Origin of the sequence: Nostoc sp., from assembly GCF_036919675.1 — a bacterium.
Classification (GTDB): domain Bacteria; phylum Cyanobacteriota; class Cyanobacteriia; order Cyanobacteriales; family Nostocaceae; genus Nostoc.
Map to the genome: position 1 here is coordinate 63,497 of NZ_JBALCP010000030.1, position 16,423 is coordinate 79,919.

At 41.8% G+C, this 16,423-nt stretch carries 9 protein-coding genes, 1 other RNA gene and 1 pseudogene; 3 read left to right on the plus strand and 8 right to left on the minus strand.

Annotated features, from left to right (window positions below):
* Window positions 1-234 precede the first annotated feature (234 nt).
* The 3 genes from argS (at window position 235) to V7K49_RS04695 (ending at window position 3,272) form a co-directional block, all read left to right on the plus strand.
* Window positions 235-2,046 (plus strand): arginine--tRNA ligase, encoded by a 1,812-nt coding sequence (gene argS / locus V7K49_RS04685; RefSeq protein WP_335204699.1) that lies wholly within the window; start codon window positions 235-237, stop codon window positions 2,044-2,046.
* A gap of 147 nt (window positions 2,047-2,193) precedes the next feature.
* Complete coding sequence (locus tag V7K49_RS04690) at window positions 2,194-2,757, plus strand: Uma2 family endonuclease (RefSeq protein ID WP_335204700.1); 564 nt, start codon at window positions 2,194-2,196, stop codon at window positions 2,755-2,757.
* Between the two features lie 8 nt (window positions 2,758-2,765).
* Window positions 2,766-3,272, plus strand: coding sequence for a cobalamin biosynthesis protein (locus V7K49_RS04695; protein ID WP_335204701.1), 507 nt, complete (start codon window positions 2,766-2,768; stop codon window positions 3,270-3,272).
* 167 nt (window positions 3,273-3,439) lie between these two features.
* On the opposite strand, the gene V7K49_RS04700 is transcribed toward V7K49_RS04695, so the two are convergent.
* The 8 genes and pseudogenes from V7K49_RS04700 to V7K49_RS04740 form a co-directional block, all read right to left on the minus strand.
* On the minus strand, window positions 3,440-3,793 hold the full coding sequence (locus tag V7K49_RS04700; protein WP_163927521.1) for a phage holin family protein: 354 nt from the start codon (window positions 3,791-3,793) through the stop codon (window positions 3,440-3,442).
* Window positions 3,794-4,574: 781 nt separating this feature from the next.
* The gene (locus V7K49_RS04705; RefSeq protein ID WP_442948635.1) at window positions 4,575-5,555 is read right to left on the minus strand and encodes a peptidoglycan-binding protein; all 981 of its coding nucleotides are present in this window, start codon (window positions 5,553-5,555) and stop codon (window positions 4,575-4,577) included.
* 100 nt (window positions 5,556-5,655) lie between these two features.
* Window positions 5,656-6,927 (minus strand): M16 family metallopeptidase, encoded by a 1,272-nt coding sequence (locus V7K49_RS04710; protein WP_335204703.1) that lies wholly within the window; start codon window positions 6,925-6,927, stop codon window positions 5,656-5,658.
* 80 nt (window positions 6,928-7,007) lie between these two features.
* The gene (locus V7K49_RS04715) at window positions 7,008-8,273 is read right to left on the minus strand and encodes a M16 family metallopeptidase (RefSeq protein WP_335204704.1); all 1,266 of its coding nucleotides are present in this window, start codon (window positions 8,271-8,273) and stop codon (window positions 7,008-7,010) included.
* Window positions 8,274-8,645: 372 nt separating this feature from the next.
* Window positions 8,646-14,070: pseudogene (locus tag V7K49_RS04720) on the minus strand (trifunctional serine/threonine-protein kinase/ATP-binding protein/sensor histidine kinase).
* A gap of 148 nt (window positions 14,071-14,218) precedes the next feature.
* A non-coding RNA gene (gene ssrS, locus V7K49_RS04730) (6S RNA) lies at window positions 14,219-14,402 on the minus strand.
* A 59-nt stretch (window positions 14,403-14,461) separates the two neighbouring features.
* Window positions 14,462-15,628, minus strand: coding sequence for a 5-(carboxyamino)imidazole ribonucleotide synthase (locus V7K49_RS04735; protein WP_335204733.1), 1,167 nt, complete (start codon window positions 15,626-15,628; stop codon window positions 14,462-14,464).
* Window positions 15,625-16,116 carry a pentapeptide repeat-containing protein gene (locus tag V7K49_RS04740; RefSeq protein ID WP_334865044.1) on the minus strand — a complete coding sequence of 164 codons (492 nt, stop codon included), beginning with the start codon at window positions 16,114-16,116 and terminating at the stop codon, window positions 15,625-15,627. Before V7K49_RS04740 ends, V7K49_RS04735 begins: the two co-directional genes overlap by 4 nt.
* Window positions 16,117-16,423: the final 307 nt, after the last annotated feature.

Below are 16,423 nucleotides of genomic sequence, written 5' to 3' on the forward strand. Positions count from 1 at the left end.
CAGCGTTAAAACTTTGCTGTAATAACAGCAAAGTTATTATTTATGTCTAGCAACCTCGTAGCGCATGAAGACTTGAAAGTGCAAAATATGGTCAGCTAGACGCAGTTTTGTCAAAAAAGATACTTTTGCAAACGGCGTGTTGATTTTTTATCCCTCTTCACAATCTCCAGATTGCTAAAGTGAATAATCAAGCTTTTCCAGAGCTACATTCCCTCTCACAGATAAAATTTATATATGAACGCTACACAAGAAAAGCTAAAAGTTCAGCTTGAACAGGCTTTAGTCGCAGCTTTTGGCGCTGACTTCGCTGGAGTAGATCCAATTTTGGTTTCTGCTAGCAATCCTAAATTTGGTGATTATCAGGCGAATGTGGCTTTATCCCTGAGTAAGAAGTTAGGAAAGCAACCAAGAGCGATCGCCGGAGCGATCGTTGAGAAACTAGATGTATCCGAAATCTGCGAACCGCCAGAAATCGCCGGGCCAGGATTTATCAATCTAAAACTGAAAACAGCATATTTAGAAGCCCAACTCAATGCGATTCAAACTGATCCCCGATTGGGAGTTCCAGCGGCGAAAACGCCAAGAAAAGAAATTGTGGATTTTTCCAGTCCGAATATTGCCAAAGAAATGCATGTCGGACACTTGCGTTCCACAATTATTGGTGATTCCATCGCCCGGATTTTAGAATTCCAAGGACACGATGTGCTGCGGTTAAATCATGTGGGTGATTGGGGTACGCAGTTTGGGATGTTAATTACTCATCTTCGTGAATTTGATTCTGAAAATAATTCCTTTTGGAATAGTCTATATTATGAGGCGGACAATCAACCGGGTTTCATTAACTCTCCCTCTATAAATATAGGAGACTTGGTTCAGTTTTACAGAGAAGCTAAGAAAAAATTTGATGAAGATGCTGATTTTCGAGAAAAATCACGTAAAGCAGTAGTAGAACTACAATCTAATGAGTTACCAGCAAAACACGCTTGGTTTTTTCTTTGTGAAGCTTCTCGAAAAGAATTTAAAGTAATTTATGACTTACTGAATATCAACTTAACTGAACGAGGCGAATCTTTTTACAATCGCTTCCTACCAAAAGTTGTGGAAGATTTAGAAAAATCTGGGTTACTGGTAGAAAATCAAGGGGCAAAATGCGTTTTTCTGGAAGGCTTTACAAATAGAGAAGGTGAACCTCTACCTTTAATTGTGCAGAAATCAGATGGCGGCTATAACTACGCCACAACAGATTTAGCATCCCTCCGCTACCGGATTCAGCAGGATGAGGCAAAGCGGATAATTTATATAACCGATACTGGACAAGCAAACCACTTTGCTCAAGTTTTCCAAGTTGCACGCAAAGCCGGATGGATTCCTGATGATGTGGAATTAGTGCATGTGCCCTTTGGGTTGGTGTTAGGAGAAGATGGGAAGAAATTCAAAACTCGTTCTGGGGATACTGTACGGTTGCGGGATTTATTAGATGAAGCTGTTTCTCGTGCCCATGCTGATCTAAAAGCGAGATTACAAGAAGAAGAACGCCAAGAAACAGAAGAATTCATTAATGAAGTTTCTAGGATCGTAGGGATCAGTGCAGTTAAATATGCAGACTTAAGCCAAAACCGCACCAGTAACTACATTTTCAGTTACGACAAAATGCTGGATTTCAAAGGTAATACTGCGCCCTATATGCTGTATGCTTATGCGCGGATTCAGGGGATTAGCCGCAAGGGTGATATTAACTTTGAGGAGTTGGGAAACAATGCTGTCTTGTTGCAGCATGAAACAGAATTAGCGCTGGCAAAATATTTACTTCAACTGGATGAGGTTATTAGTAGTGTAGAGCAAGACTTGCTACCCAATCGTTTATGTGAGTATTTGTACGAACTGAGTAAGAAGTTTAATCAGTTTTATGACCGCAATCAGGGAGTTCAGGTGTTGGATGCACAGGAACCGCAGCGAACATCTCGCTTGGTTTTATGTGATTTGACTGCTAGAACCCTGAAGTTGGGACTATCTTTGTTGGGAATTCAGGTATTGGAGAGGATGTAAAAATCATCTAGATGAGATTTTTTTAACGCAAAGGTACGCTGAGGTAACGCAAAGGTCGGCAGAGTAAGAGTTAAGCTAAAGCTGATTTCTTCTTTATGTACTTTGCGGTTGATTAATTAGAATTGCTGGACTTGGAGGCGATCGCAAATGGTACGGACACCATCAAAAAACATAACTTTGGCAGAGTTTCTAATGTTACCAGAAACAAAGCCTGCTAGTGAATACATTGATGGAAAAATTATTGAGAAACCTATGCCACAGGGAAAGCACAGTACAATTCAAGGTGAAATGGTTAGCACTATCAACTTAACGGTGAAGCCCAAGCGAATTGCTCGTGCTTTTCCAGAACTGCGGTGTACTTTTGGTGGAAGGTCAATAGTGCCAGATGTTTCTGTGTTTACTTGGCAAAGAATTCCCCGTGATGAGAATGGTCAAGTTGCCAATATATTCCAAGCAGCTCCTGATTGGACAATTGAGATTCTATCGCCTGACCAAAGACAAACGAAAGTTACAAAAAATATTTTACATTGCCTGAATTATGAAACACAAATGGGTTGGCTGATTGATCCAGAAGAACAAACGGTATTTGTGTACATCCGCAATCAACAGCCAATTATGTTGGATGAATTAGAAGCTTTACTGCCTGTGCCAGATTTTGCAAGTGAGTTGAGGCTGACAGTAGGAGATTTATTTGGTTGGCTGTTAGAGTAAATCCAAGCATGTCGAACCCTGACGAACCGAATAAGGAAATACACCAAGTGCAACAGATTTTCTGGGTAGGAATCGGTTGTAAACGGGGAACCTCATGGCAATTGATTGATAGGGCAATTGAGCAAGTCTTTCAAGAAAATCAACTTTTTCAAAGTGCGATCGCAGGAATTGGTACTATTGACACTAAAGCCTTGGAAGTTGGTTTAGTACAACTTTGTCGCCTACGCAATTTGCCCCTAAAAACCTTTTCTGCCCAAATCCTTCGCTCTGTCTGTGTCCCCAACCCTGCCACAATTACCGACCACAAAGTAGGTACACCTAGCGTAGCAGAGGCAGCTGCTATTCTTGCAGCTACTCAAACGCCGTTGTTGACTGCTTGCCCTTTTACCAGCACAGAATCATTGGGAGTGAGGTTCTTAGTTCCTAAACGAATTTTGCAGCTACAAGGGCAACCAGGAGCGGTAACGATAGCCGTTGCCCAAGCCTCAAATATGAGTATTAAAAAACTTCACTAATTTTTCTAGTTAACGTGAGTTCGACGGATCATAATAATGTTCGCCTAATTAGTCGAATAAAAAGACCTCTCCCTACCTTTAACTAAAGTTCAAGTCTGTCCCTTTCCGACGGGCGAGAGAGACAGGTTTTGCATAGTAAAATCAGGGAGAGGTTCGTTGAACTCACGTTAGTCAACAACTCTTAACAAATAGTTAATTATGCTAGAAACAATAGCTAGCACAATTGAACCTAACAAAGCAGGTAAAAAGCCCTGAATCTCAAAACCAGAACCAGGAGTTAAGGCACTTGCCAACCAAAGGGTTAAAGCGTTGATCACCAATGTAAATAAACCAAAGGTGAGTAAGGTAATCGGAAACGTCAAAATCTGCAAAATTGGTCTAATAAATGCATTAACCAGACCAATAACAAGAGCAGCAACCAAGGCAACCACAAAATTCTTGATAAAGAATCCCGGAACGATATTAGCAGTAAGAAATAACGCCACCGCAGTACCGAGCCAAGTTAATAAAAAGTGTTGCATAAGTTTTTTTAGAAGAATTAGCCAGTAAGTTTAATTAGTTTAACTGTTGCCAGTTGTGATTTCTAACACTATCAGGTGTCGTTGTGCTTGAATCCTAAAGTTGCCATCATCTTTTGTTAGCCAAAAAGCAATGTAATTTTTCAGTGCTGGCATAGAGAGATACTTCTAATCGGTATATCTTTATCGTATTGCAGGATGTACCGCATGAAATTTAGGACTTAGGCACTGTACAAATTAATCATGGTATGAATTTACCAAAATAGGTCGTTTCAGGCTTTTATTAATCATTCTTTGATGGTAAATAGACCTGCGCTGTAGGGGTAAAGGGCATTCCTCATCTGTGTCCACTTAAGCCAAAACTCCTTTAAAATCTCATTTCCAGCCAGAGGCTGGAAATGCTCTTCAATTGCGGCAGAGCCACAAGTCTTGAGGCGGCAGCCCCCCATTAAGCATTCCCAGTTGGAGACTCTTGAGGAGATAATCTCTAAAAGCTTCTTCTCGGCAGGCTTTTACCTTAAGTTGAGATCAATGAGCAATGCGCTCTACCCCTACAACAGATATGGTTTTACAAATAATTCATGTTTGGTCTTTCTTGTCAATGCGTAAGTCCTAAAATTCATCATAAATGCTGTCAAGCGCAAAACCCTTACAGAGGTTTCTCGAAGTTGAAAACCTCTCTACCTTGGGGATTTCCAAGAAAGAAGTTATCAGAACTTCAAAGCATCTTGCCCGCGCCTTTGGTTACAGGCAAAGGAGACACTGGCTATGCTCCTTAATACGGTTAACGCCGCAAAAGAACCTCCCACGTAGAGCCACCAACTATACCGTCAGCTTCTAATCCATAGCGCTTTTGTGCTGCTTTCACAGCTACTTCGGTTGTAACGCCAAAGTCTCCATCGGCATCGCCTTTCAAGAAACCAAGCTTTTTCAGTTGTTGTTGTAACTTAACAACTTCAGAACCACGTAATCCTATACGCAAAATTGGCAAACCTTCTGAGGTGTATTGAATACCAGGGGTTCGGTTAGTAGTTGTGTTTGACTGAGTTCGAGTAGTTGATGTAGTAGGATTCTGCCTTTTCTGTGTGCTTGAAGTTGTAGTTTTTTTTGGGGTAGCAGGTCTTGGCTCAGGGTTTGTCACAGCTTGTGTTGCAGCTTTTTTTGGGGTAGTAGGTCTTGTAGGGCTAGTCGGAACTTGTGTTACAGCTGGTCTTGGGGGATTGGGGGTAGGATTTGCAACGTTGGTGAGGTTGCTAGCCTGGGTTGGAACAGGAAAATTTGTAGCTGAGTTAAATTTTGGCTGGGATGAAGGGACGGTTGATGCTACTACCGGTTCCTTAGGGAAAAGTCGTTGCCAAGTGCTGGCATCAACAACACCATCTGGATTCAAGCCAGCTGCTTGTTTAAACCGGGAAACAGCACTGGCGGTATTCTGACTATATGTACCATCTACTGCACCAGAATAAAAACCCAAAAGTTTTAGAGCTGCCTGAAGTTCAGATACACGTTCGCCTTGGCTACCAACTTTAAGGGTAGGGCGGTTGATGCTATCTCCAGGATTTACTTGGGCAATTTTTTGTGGTGCGGCTATTGATACTACAGCCGTTGAGGCAATAAGCAGAGGCGTAGTGGAGAACAAGAGTATTTCAATGGCTGATAAAGATTTAGACCTCTTTGGCCACCAACCCTTTTGCCCTTTTTCCATTCTACAGCGATTTACAGTTGGGTCTAGTAATTTTAAGTAACTCAAAATACTTGCTGTCAGGCTGCTTTGCATGGAATTTACTCCCAGAATATTCTCATGCTAATAGTACAGCCGCTTGGTCTAAAAAACAGCTGCTGCATTTATGATCGCACATTTTCAGTTAGGCGATCGCTCGATTAACTGCTTCTTCTTGACCAACTAAAGATAAGTAAGGTGATTTTAAATACTTAGAAGCTGCGGCGATCGCATCCTTGGCACTCACAGCCGCAATCAATTCTTGGAACTTTGTGTCAAAATCAATTCCTAAGCCCAAAATTTCATACCAGCCGTATATCTGAGCAATTTGTCCGTTCGTTTGTTTACCCAAGGCGTACTGCCCCAGGATCTTATTTTTAGCAGCTTGGAGTGCGCTTTCGGATACTTCATCGCTAGACAATAAATCTACTTCTGTCCGCAGTCCCTCTAAGGCAATGCTGGTATTTTCCGGTGCTGTACCCATGTAAACCACAAACGAGGCTGGAAATAGCCTTGTGGAGTAAAAGGCGGATACTTCGTAAGCTAAACCGCGTTTTTCCCGCAATTCGACAAACAAGCGACTAGAAAGCCCATTTCCCAGGTAGGTACACAGCAACTTCAGTGGGGCGTAGTCAACAGAACTCACTGATGTTCCCAAATAACCAAGCATCACGATTGATTGTTGTGTCTGTACTGGCTTCAGCCTTACCTGTGGTTCCACCTTAATCTCAGGTAAATTCAGTATTGGCAGTGCTTGGGCTGGCGCTTGCCAATCACCAAAGACTTCTTCCACCAATGCCACTGCATCTGTGGGTGTGACTCTACCAGCAATACTAATTACTAGATTCTCTGGACGGAAATAAGTCTGGTGATACTCCACTAAATCCGCACGAGTTAAGCGGCTCATGGTGGTTTCATCTCCCAGCACTGACATAGCATAGGGATGATTTTGGTACATTACCTGCCGCATTTGTTCAAAGGCGACATTGAACGGTTGCTCTTTTTGCGAACGAATATCCTGGAGTGCTAAACGCCGTTCTAGTTCCACTTGAGTTTCGGGAAAAGTAGGCGATCGCAAAATCCGCCCTGCCAATGTTAAAATTTCCCCAAAATCGGATGTTACCGTTTTGAAAGATAGCAAAAAATAATCAGTGCTGGCATCTGCACTCAGACTCGCCCCTACAGACTCGACAATTTCGGCAATTTCCAAACTAGAAAGACCATCGCATCCCTTTGTCATCACTGCTGACAGTAAATGTGCTAACCCTGCTTGCTCTCGATTTTCGTGACAACTACCGGCCCGCACAAAGATTCGCGCCGCAATGATGTCCGCAGCAGGGTTTTCTGCCACCAGCACGACAATGCCATTGTTCAATACGGTGCGATGGATAGGCGATTTTTGCAGCAAGGTTGTCATTTGTCCTTTGTCCTTTGTCCTTTTTTGTCAATAGTTAATATTTATTACTCATTCGCAAATGACTAATAAATAAATATTAACTAACAGGGTTTAAGTACAGTAACCGCATAATTCTGCGGCGAGAGATACTGTTTAGCTAATTTTTGCAATTCTTGGGCATCAAAAGACTGAATCTGCTGGGGATATGTCACAGCTAATTCAGCTTGGGCGATGGTATTGTAATACCCATAAAGCCCCGTAAGCTGATTTGGCGTTTCGGTAGAAAACGCATACTCATTACACAGCAGCCTGCGTGTGCGGGCAAGTTCCTGTTCACTAATTCCTCTAGTCTGCAAATCATCCAAATGAGCGCAAATTAAAGACTCAACTTCCTCCAGATTTTCTGGTTCTAACCAGGCAGTAATTGTAAATAGACTTGATTCCCGTTGTAGAGAAAAACTACTGCAAATTCCTTGTACCAATTGTAAATCTTCTCGCAAATCGCGCACTAAACGCGAAGTCCGTCCTTCTGCCAATAACACTGACAACAAATCTAAACCGTAGCTAGTGCGGATTTCCTCTACTCCGGGTACCAGCCACGCCATTAACAATCGCGCTTGCTCTATGCGTGGTAAACACAGTTCTTGACGGTGAATTCCTGTGATCACTGGCTTTGCCACTTTCTCAAACTGCGGACAATTAGAGCGTTCGGCAAAATCAGCAAATGAACGATTTACCATTTCCCAAGCTGGTTGCTGGGCTATACCCCCGGCAATTACCACTGTCATGTTTTCCGGCTGATAGTGGGCGCGGTGAAAACAGCGCATTGCTTCTGGTGACTGCTGCATCAGTTCTTGCTCAGTACCCAGTATCGAACGTCCATAAGGGTGATCCGGGTAGATGCTTTGAATCAGAGTTTGGAATCCTATCCAGTCGGAATCGTCATGACAAGAGCGAATTTCCTCTAGCACCACGTCCCGTTCGCGGCTAAATTCATCTTCTGGAATTGCCGCATTGAGTAGTAGTTCTCCCAAGTAGGGCAGAGTATCTTTTAAATAAGGGGCAGCTGTAGTGAGTGAATAATGAGCATAATCATAGCTTGTCGCCGCATTACTCACACCACCCCGGTTTTCAACTTTGGAATCGAACATTCCAGGGGGTAGCGTCGCCGTACCTTTAAAAATCATGTGTTCTAAAAAGTGCGCCATGCCGAACCACGGTTCTGGCTCTAGGCTGGCTCCAGCCCGCACCCAAACATCCGCTACTACTACAGGGGTAGTGAGAATCTCTTGATGAATAAACGTTAAACCACTGTCTAGTCGGAAGACCGAGGCAGGAAATAAGGTATTAGTTAGTTGTTTTAACAATTTTTTGTAGCTTTAACCACAATTTAATGCAATTGTGTCATCTTAACTCTGAACGATACCTGATTTAGAATCAAGTTATACAGATTTTGTAGAATTGTGCGATCGCTGTTCTCCATACTACCGAGAAATTGGAAGCGTTATCCATTGAGAGGAAAATCGTTCTACTCTACTCCTGTCCCAAGAAAGGATTAATTCTTTTTGCCATCTCAAAATAAGCGAACATACAGCTACAGGTTTCTACTTCTTTAAATCGGAGTATTAGTACGCTACGGCGTAAATAGAGCAACCATTTAAAATCTTTAAAGAGCTTATTCCATAATACTTTTGACTTTTGACTTTTGATTTTTGACTTCCGCCTTGCGGTACTAGCCATTAAGAGACTGGAATCTCAATGACAAATTCTGTTCCTTTGCCAAGCACAGAATTGCAACTCAACCGCCCATCATGGGTTTCCTCGACAATTTGACGAGCGATCGCTAATCCCAATCCTGTTCCTTTCCCAACCTCTTTAGTTGTAAACAGGTGGTCAAAGATTCTTGCTCTAATCTCCTCTGGCATTCCTTGACCGTTATCTCTGATCCGAATTGCCACCAGGCGTTGGTCACTGGATACTTCGGTGTGAATCAGTATTTGCTGATGATCGGCTTGCACTTCGGCGAAAGAATGCCCCTGAATGGATGTATCTAAGGCATCAATTGCATTAGCGAGGATGTTCATAAATACTTGATTTAGCTGTCCCAAAAAGCACTTGACAGGCGGTAATTTTCCGTATTCAGTGATCACTTCGATCGCTGGACGTTTTTCGTAAGCTTTGAGGCGATACTTCAAAATCAACAGGGTACTCTCAATCCCTTCATGGAGGTTGCAAGCGACTTTTTCGGCTGTATCGGCTCTAGAGAAGGTGCGGAGACTGATGCTAATGTCTTTAATCCGATCGCTTGCCACCTTCATCGAGCCTACGAGCTTTGGTAAGTCCTCAGTCAAGAATTCTAGGTCAATTTTTTTGCCATGCTCAATGACTGCGATCGCAGGAGTAGGATGATGTTGTTGATAGTTTTGGATGTGGGCAAGTAAGTCTTGAATATACTCTTCGGTATTGTTGAGGCTGCCTTGGAGAAATCCAATGGGATTATTAATTTCATGTGCCACACCTGCAACCAAATTGCCCAAGGTTGCCATTTTTTCATTTTGCACCATTTGTAGTTGAGCTTGCTCCAGTTCTTGTAGCGATCGCTCTAACTGTTGTCCATAATTCTGGGATTCTTGATAAAGACGAGCATTTTCTAGAGAGATGGCGGCTTGGGTGCATAGCAGTTGAATAACTTCAGTGTGATCGCTCGTAAATGCACCAATTGTCAGCGGATTTTCTAGATATAGCAGCCCGATAAGTTTACTCTGATTTAACATCGGCGTACACAACACGCTCTTAGGTTGTTGCTGCATAAAATATGAGTCGGCGATAAAATCAGTTTGTGCTGTTGCATCATCCAGCACAACAGTTTTTAAGCTGCGTTTGACATAGTTTACCAATGTAATGGGAATGCCTTCGCTGGTTGACAATGGTACAGATACCAGAGTGACTCCTTCATTGATAGTAGCTACAGCTTCAATCACTAAGTCGCCCTGTTGGAGTACAAGTAATGCAGCTTTTTGTGCCCCAGCATTTTCCATCACCACTTGCAAAAGGGTAGTGAGTAATTCCTCTAATTGAATTTCACTGGAGAGAGATTGTGAGGCTTTAAAGATGGTGGCAAAATCGAGGGCTTGAGAAATACTGCTGCTAGAAAGGTTTGTGTGGATGGTTTGATGTAGGAATGATGAGCCATCTATGGTTGAACTCAGTTGAAAGCGATGATACTGCCCTTGTAAGATGGGAGCCAAGAGTTGGGGATAGCGTTTTTCTAAATTGTCAGTTTTGGCTTTAGCGCCCCAACGGGCATAGCAGTAATAAGCTTCTTGCATATAAACTTGGGCGATTTTTTCTTTGCCCCAGTCGAGGTAGAATTTGGCAGCTAGTTCATTGCTTAGGGCTTCTTCTTGGATGTATTCGTTTTCTTTAGCAAGAGAAATGGCGCGATCGTATAGTTCTATTGCTGCCATTTTTTCGCTTAAAACCCGATGGCGTTCTGCTTCCACCAAATCAAATTTGTGCTGGAAATTCATCGGTGCAAATTTGGCTCGAAACTGCAATTTTTCCTGGTTTTCGCCAACCTTTAAGAGTAATTGCTCCTGTTGAGACGGTTCAGCCGTTAGATAGACAGCAAGCCGCGACAAAGAATCGTAGTAATAAAAGACCGGTACAGAGAGCATTCCTACCGCACCATTGAGGTATTGCTCTCCCTGATTTGCATTTTCAACTGCCGCCGGAAATTTTTCAAACAGATAACTGAGTGTTAACTTACTTAGAAAAATTATATGAAGTGTAAATTCGTCGTTTTCTTTGATGAGCGCAGATAATAGTTGTTTCTCTTGACAATCTTCACCAATGAGGCACTCTGGATTATTGCTATATTCTGTTAGATTTTTAATGCTTTGACAGACTATACTCGACCAATTTAATAAACGCTGATTTTTGGCAAAATTAGACTCATAGGTTTTGATATCTGCTAGCAATATTTCCAAAACTTCTGTGCCACTTAAATAGACATAGAATAACTTGAAAATCATCGATGTAAGCACATGAAAAAAATCGCCTGTCTCTAATCCAATATTATGGGATTCCTGTAATAAACTTATTGAGGTGCGAACATGTTGTTTATTATATTGATTTAATGCAGCTATTTTAAATATCGTCATGCTTTGAACAGATTTTGCTTTAAACCTATCTACAAGCATTAAAGCTAGCTTACCAAATTCGTAGCCTGACTCCAGTTGGTTACAAGTATTAAGTACAATTCCAAAATCTGCATAACCTGGTGCAGAAAGTGGTGCATTCCCGTATTTAAGAGATAAATTAACTTCTTGGCAGGCAAGAATTGGAAACAGATACGAGCAATCTTGGTGGATGGCGGGAGCAATGTTAGCCATAATCCGCAAAGCAACCAAAGCTTTGGTATCATCCATCAATGGCAAATCAACTAAACTCTTAATACTTCTGCCTGCCAATGTGGAAAGCGTGTTTAATACATATTGCTGAATGTCTGAAGGTGTTACTGATTCAGGTAATGTTACCCCAAGTTGATCAAGAAGTTCACGCCCAGTTGCGATCACTTTGAATGGTTGATGCCGCACCTGATCAGCTTGGAGTTGAACTTCATAAACTTTTATTCTATCTAGTAAGGTGGTTGTTTGTTGGATGACAACCTGGATAAGAGATTCCATCTGCTCAAATTCATTGTTGAGAAAGGCAGCTTCGGCGGCTTCTTCGTGTAAATTTAGAGTCAGTTCGTAGGCAATTTCCCAACTATTAATTGTCAACAACTGCATTCCATAATTGAGGTAATGAATTGCTGCACCATAAGCAGTAGCTTCTTTCGCTTTTCGACCGGCATTCAAATTTAACTGAGCTAATTGTTGACGTTCAGTCGGCTGGGTGATTAGCGCTATTCCACAATTTAACTGACTGACAATCGCAAAAAGTCGCTCCTCTTGCTGAGACTCAGAGGTATTTTGCAAAAGTAATTGACCAATTTGAAAATGGGTAAATTGTTTCTGCTCATCTGGAATCAGCGAATAGGCAGCTTGTTGGACGCGATCGTGTAAAAATTTGTAGATAGGGACTTGGAAATTGGAATTGAAGGGGTTTGAGTCAGAATTATGCCCACTATCTTGAAAGAATTTATAAACTTCACTAGTAGGTAAAACTAACCCTTCTTGTAAAGCTTTCCATAAAGATGTAGCGGTTTCGGTTTCAGATTGTTCAGAAACAATTGCTAAGGTTAGCAAATCAAACTGGTTGCCAATGCACGCAGCTAATTTCAACACATTTTGCGTTGCTGCTGGCAACTTCTGCAACTGTAGCGCTACGAACTCTACCACATCATCAGTGAGAGCAAGTGCCTTTACAGCAGCAATATCACATTGCCAATACCTTTGCTCAAAATTAAAAGTAATCAATCTATCTTCATACAATGCTTTAAGGAATTGCGTTGCAAAGAATGGATTACCCTGAGTTTTTTGATAGACGAGTTGCGTTAAGGGTTGGGCAATTTTGCCTGAACAACTCAAGGTATCAACTACCAATTGATTTAAACTAGCTTGAGTTAACGGAGCTAAAGTAATGCTGTGAATTGTGGCATTGGCTTTGCGAATATCCGCTAAAGTTAACATCAATGGATGCGCGGTAGAGACTTCATTATCTCGATAAGCTCCAATTAAAAGTAAAGATCCACTTCCTGACTCATTCATCAACAACTGCATCAATTTGAGTGATGCAGAATCAGCCCACTGCAAATCATCGAGGAAAATTACTAATGGATGTTCTTTTGTGGTGAATACCTGAATAAAGTTTTGGAAGAGTAAATTGAAGCGATTCTGGGCTGCACTTGGTGAAAGTTCTGTTGCAGGTAGTTGTTGACCAATAATTTCTTCTAGTTCGGGAATTACCTCAAGAATAACTTGCCCCTGATCACCCAGCACTTTTAAAATTTTATTTTTCCAACTTGACAATTGGACATCACTTTCACTCAGCAATTGCCCCATGAAGTCTCGAAACGCCTGCACAAAAGCTGAGAAGGGAATATTACGATTAAATTGGTCAAATTTGCCTTTGATGAAGTAGCCCCGCTGCCGGACAATGGGTTTGTGAACTTCGTTAACCAAAACAGTTTTACCAATACCAGAAAAACCAGCTATTAACATTAGTTCCGTCTGATTGTTGGTAACGCGATCAAAAGCTTTTAGCAGAGTTGCAACTTCATGCTCACGACCATAGAGTTTTTCTGGGATAATGAAGCGATCGCACACATCCCGTTGGGCAATTGGGAAATTTGCAATTTTTCCTGTTTCCTTAAGTTGAGCCAAAGAATTTTCTAAATCATATTTCAGCCCGAATGCACTCTGATAGCGGTCTTCGGCATTTTTCGCCATCATTTTCATCACAATATCTGAAATCACTTGCGGAATTTCTTCTTCCCTCCTGCCTCCTAATTGTTCTGGTTGTTTTGCAATATGACAATGTACCAATTCCATCGGATCGTGCGATTGAAATGGTAATTGCCCTGTTAGTAACTCGTAAAAAGTTACACCTAGAGAATAAAAATCAGTCCGGTAGTCAATTCCCCGATTCATTCGTCCAGTTTGTTCTGGAGACAAATAACCGAGTGTCCCTTCTAGCACATTAGGACTCATCAAGATTTGAGTTTCCCGCGGCAATAGAGATGCAATACTAAAGTCAATTAACTTAACTTCTTTAGTTTCTGGATTAATTAAAACATTGGCGGGTTTAATATCTTTGTGAATGATCCGATTACGAATTAGAATATCTAATGCATTACACAGAGCGATCGCTAAAAGCAAAAACTCAATCAGAGCTTGTGATGTTCCCCCCATCCCCCCATTCTCTCCTCTGGCTTGCCACTGGTTGAGAGAAATATCCCCCAAAGTCTTCCATCACTAACGCATAGCCATTCTGATAGGGTTCCAGGCTGTAGGTTTGGATGATTCCAGGTAGATTCAAATTTTTGGCGATGGTGAACTGATTACGAAACTGTACCAATTCACTGAAGCTGGGATAAACAGTTTTCATCAGCTTAATCACCACAGATTTTTGGTCAGTTTCTCGATCAGCGCGATAAACTAAGGTTCGAGAACCGTTGTAGAGTTCTTTGCTAATGTGATATCCGGGAATACTGACCATACGGCTTAATCCTTGAGACCTCAGTATCTAGGTTTCCCAAAAATATGGCAATATTTACTGTCAGTTTGCTCACGAAATGACAAAAGTAATACTAATTTAAATAATTAAAGCTCCCAAATTCTAATTGATTTTGGGAGCTAATAATTTTAAGTTCACCGCGACGCCGTTTTACCTAAGTTTATGACCTGGGTTTATCCAGGTGGGAACCTAAATTCCTCGTTTAAAGTTTCCGGGTACATGCCCGGTTTACTGCCACGAGAACAGTTGACTCCCTTGTCATTAAAGGCATAGATCAAAAAACTTGATGGCAGTCACCAACGTCGTAGTGCAACTCACTCATTATAGCTTTCAAAAAGATGTTGTGTGTCAACATCGAAATTTTCTGGTCAATTTACTTGGGATACCAGATAGATTCTATGGTGTGGGCGACGCCGTTGGCGAGCGCAGTTGCCGATTCTCTATTTTGGTTATCTAGCAAAACGGTGACATGTCCTAACTTTCGCCCAGGACGTGATTCTGTCTTCCCATACCAATGAACATGCGCCTGGGGAATCTCCGCTATTTGTTGACGCTGGCTTTGGTAGTCGCTGTGAGAATTTTCATACCCCAGTAAATTCACCATCACAGCGCCAGCACACTGCAAAGCTGGATTTCCCAAAGGTAAACCACAAACGGCTCGAAGCTGCTGCTCAAACTGAGAAGTTTCGCAGGCGTCAATAGAAAAATGCCCAGAATTGTGGGTACGGGGCGCAATTTCATTTACCAGGATTTTGCTATCAGCGGTGAGAAATAGCTCAATTCCAAAAATTCCCACTACTTCTAGACTATTTAATAGAGTATGTGCGATCGCTTGGATTTCTACTACTTGATTGGGCATAATCTCGGCTGGCGCAATCACCCGCCGACACACTTGTTGTTCTTGTTGGGTTTCTACCACTGGATAAGTGACAATTTCTCCCTCCGTAGAACGAGCTGCAATTACTGCTAGTTCTCTTTCAAAAGGGATAAATTCTTCTAATAAGAAAAGTGATTGATTTAAAGTTTTTGTTGTATTTTCATAACTTAACTTTTGTTCTAAAGTAGCAAAATCCGGAATTATGAAAGTACCCTGACCATCATAACCGTGGCGTCGGGATTTGAGAACTGCTGGAAAACCCAGATATTCTATTTTTGATTTGAGATTTTTCACCTCGTTAAGGGCAAAAAATTGAGGAACTGGCAATCCTAAATCGCTTAAATAGCAGCGTTGATGATATTTATCTAAAAGAGGAGCCAAAGCTTCTAATTTGGGACGGAAACAAATACCTTGCTGTGCTAAAAGAGATAAAGCTTGCAGGTTAACAAATTCGTTTTCAAAGGTGATGACATCGCATTTTTGAGCTAATATCTCTGTCGCACTTGCGTCATCTACTGGGGCGAAAACAGTTTCCTGGGCAATGGACACGGCCGGGTCGTGTTCACTAGGAGTTTGTATTACTAATTCTACTCCTAGCTTCTGCGCTGCATCCGCCATCATCCAGGCAAGTTGTCCGCCACCAATTACACCAACACGCTTCATTGACATCCTAGAGAATCACGAGTTTGCACGCCTGTTTTGGAATTTACACCACTGGCTTTTGTACACAATTCTTTGATTTGCACTCTGTCCAAAATTGCATCAGTAAAATCTGCACCGTCTATATTCACATCATCAAAGATGGCACGCAGCAAAAGAGCTTCTTTGAAAACTGCATCGCTCAAATCTGCCTTAGTCAAGTTTACCTGATCAACCATTGCATTAGTTAAATCCGCTCCGTGGAGATTTGCTTTTGTCATCACCGAAGCGCTCATGACTGCTCCCCGCAAGTCAGCGTTTGCAAAGTTAGCCAGTTCCATATTGGCGTTAGAAAACTCCGCAGCTTGCAAACTGTCACCAGAAAAATCACGTCTTGATAACTCTGCATTGCTAAATGACAGTGGATGAGTCCAATCTACCGCCAATGCGGGATCAGCTACGCACCATATAATAATTCCTAGAAGGAACGCCAACCCTTGCCGCCAAAACATATCGAGAGCCAATTTGGTGTCTAATTGCTGCATTTAATTACCGCATTTGAATATTAGCAAGATATGAGTCATCCTAATTGAGACTCACAGCCTTGCTACTGAACTTAGGGATGTGTATTTCCCTTGCTTAATATTTTGTAACGCAAAAAGGGCATAGGCGTAGCCCGTCGTAGATATTGCTGTTTACCTTGAGCAAAATTATCCCTGGCACTCAATATATCAAGCAAGTTATTACTAAATACTGAAGCAAATGACTAAATGTGAGTTATTTATAACACTAAGTAAGTGGCAGTAGAACCTATCTCTG

Bases quoted from the DNA above. Each gene is read 5' to 3' on its own strand.
- V7K49_RS04740 (WP_334865044.1), bottom strand. From the start codon at position 16,116: ATGTTTTGGCGGCAAGGGTTGGCGTTCCTTCTAGGAATTATTATATGG.
- V7K49_RS04690 (WP_335204700.1), top strand. From the start codon at position 2,194: ATGGTACGGACACCATCAAAAAACATAACTTTGGCAGAGTTTCTAATG.
- V7K49_RS04710 (WP_335204703.1), bottom strand. From the start codon at position 6,927: ATGACAACCTTGCTGCAAAAATCGCCTATCCATCGCACCGTATTGAAC.
- V7K49_RS04735 (WP_335204733.1), bottom strand. From the start codon at position 15,628: ATGAAGCGTGTTGGTGTAATTGGTGGCGGACAACTTGCCTGGATGATG.
- argS (WP_335204699.1), top strand. From the start codon at position 235: ATGAACGCTACACAAGAAAAGCTAAAAGTTCAGCTTGAACAGGCTTTA.
- V7K49_RS04700 (WP_163927521.1), bottom strand. From the start codon at position 3,793: ATGCAACACTTTTTATTAACTTGGCTCGGTACTGCGGTGGCGTTATTT.
- V7K49_RS04695 (WP_335204701.1), top strand. From the start codon at position 2,766: ATGTCGAACCCTGACGAACCGAATAAGGAAATACACCAAGTGCAACAG.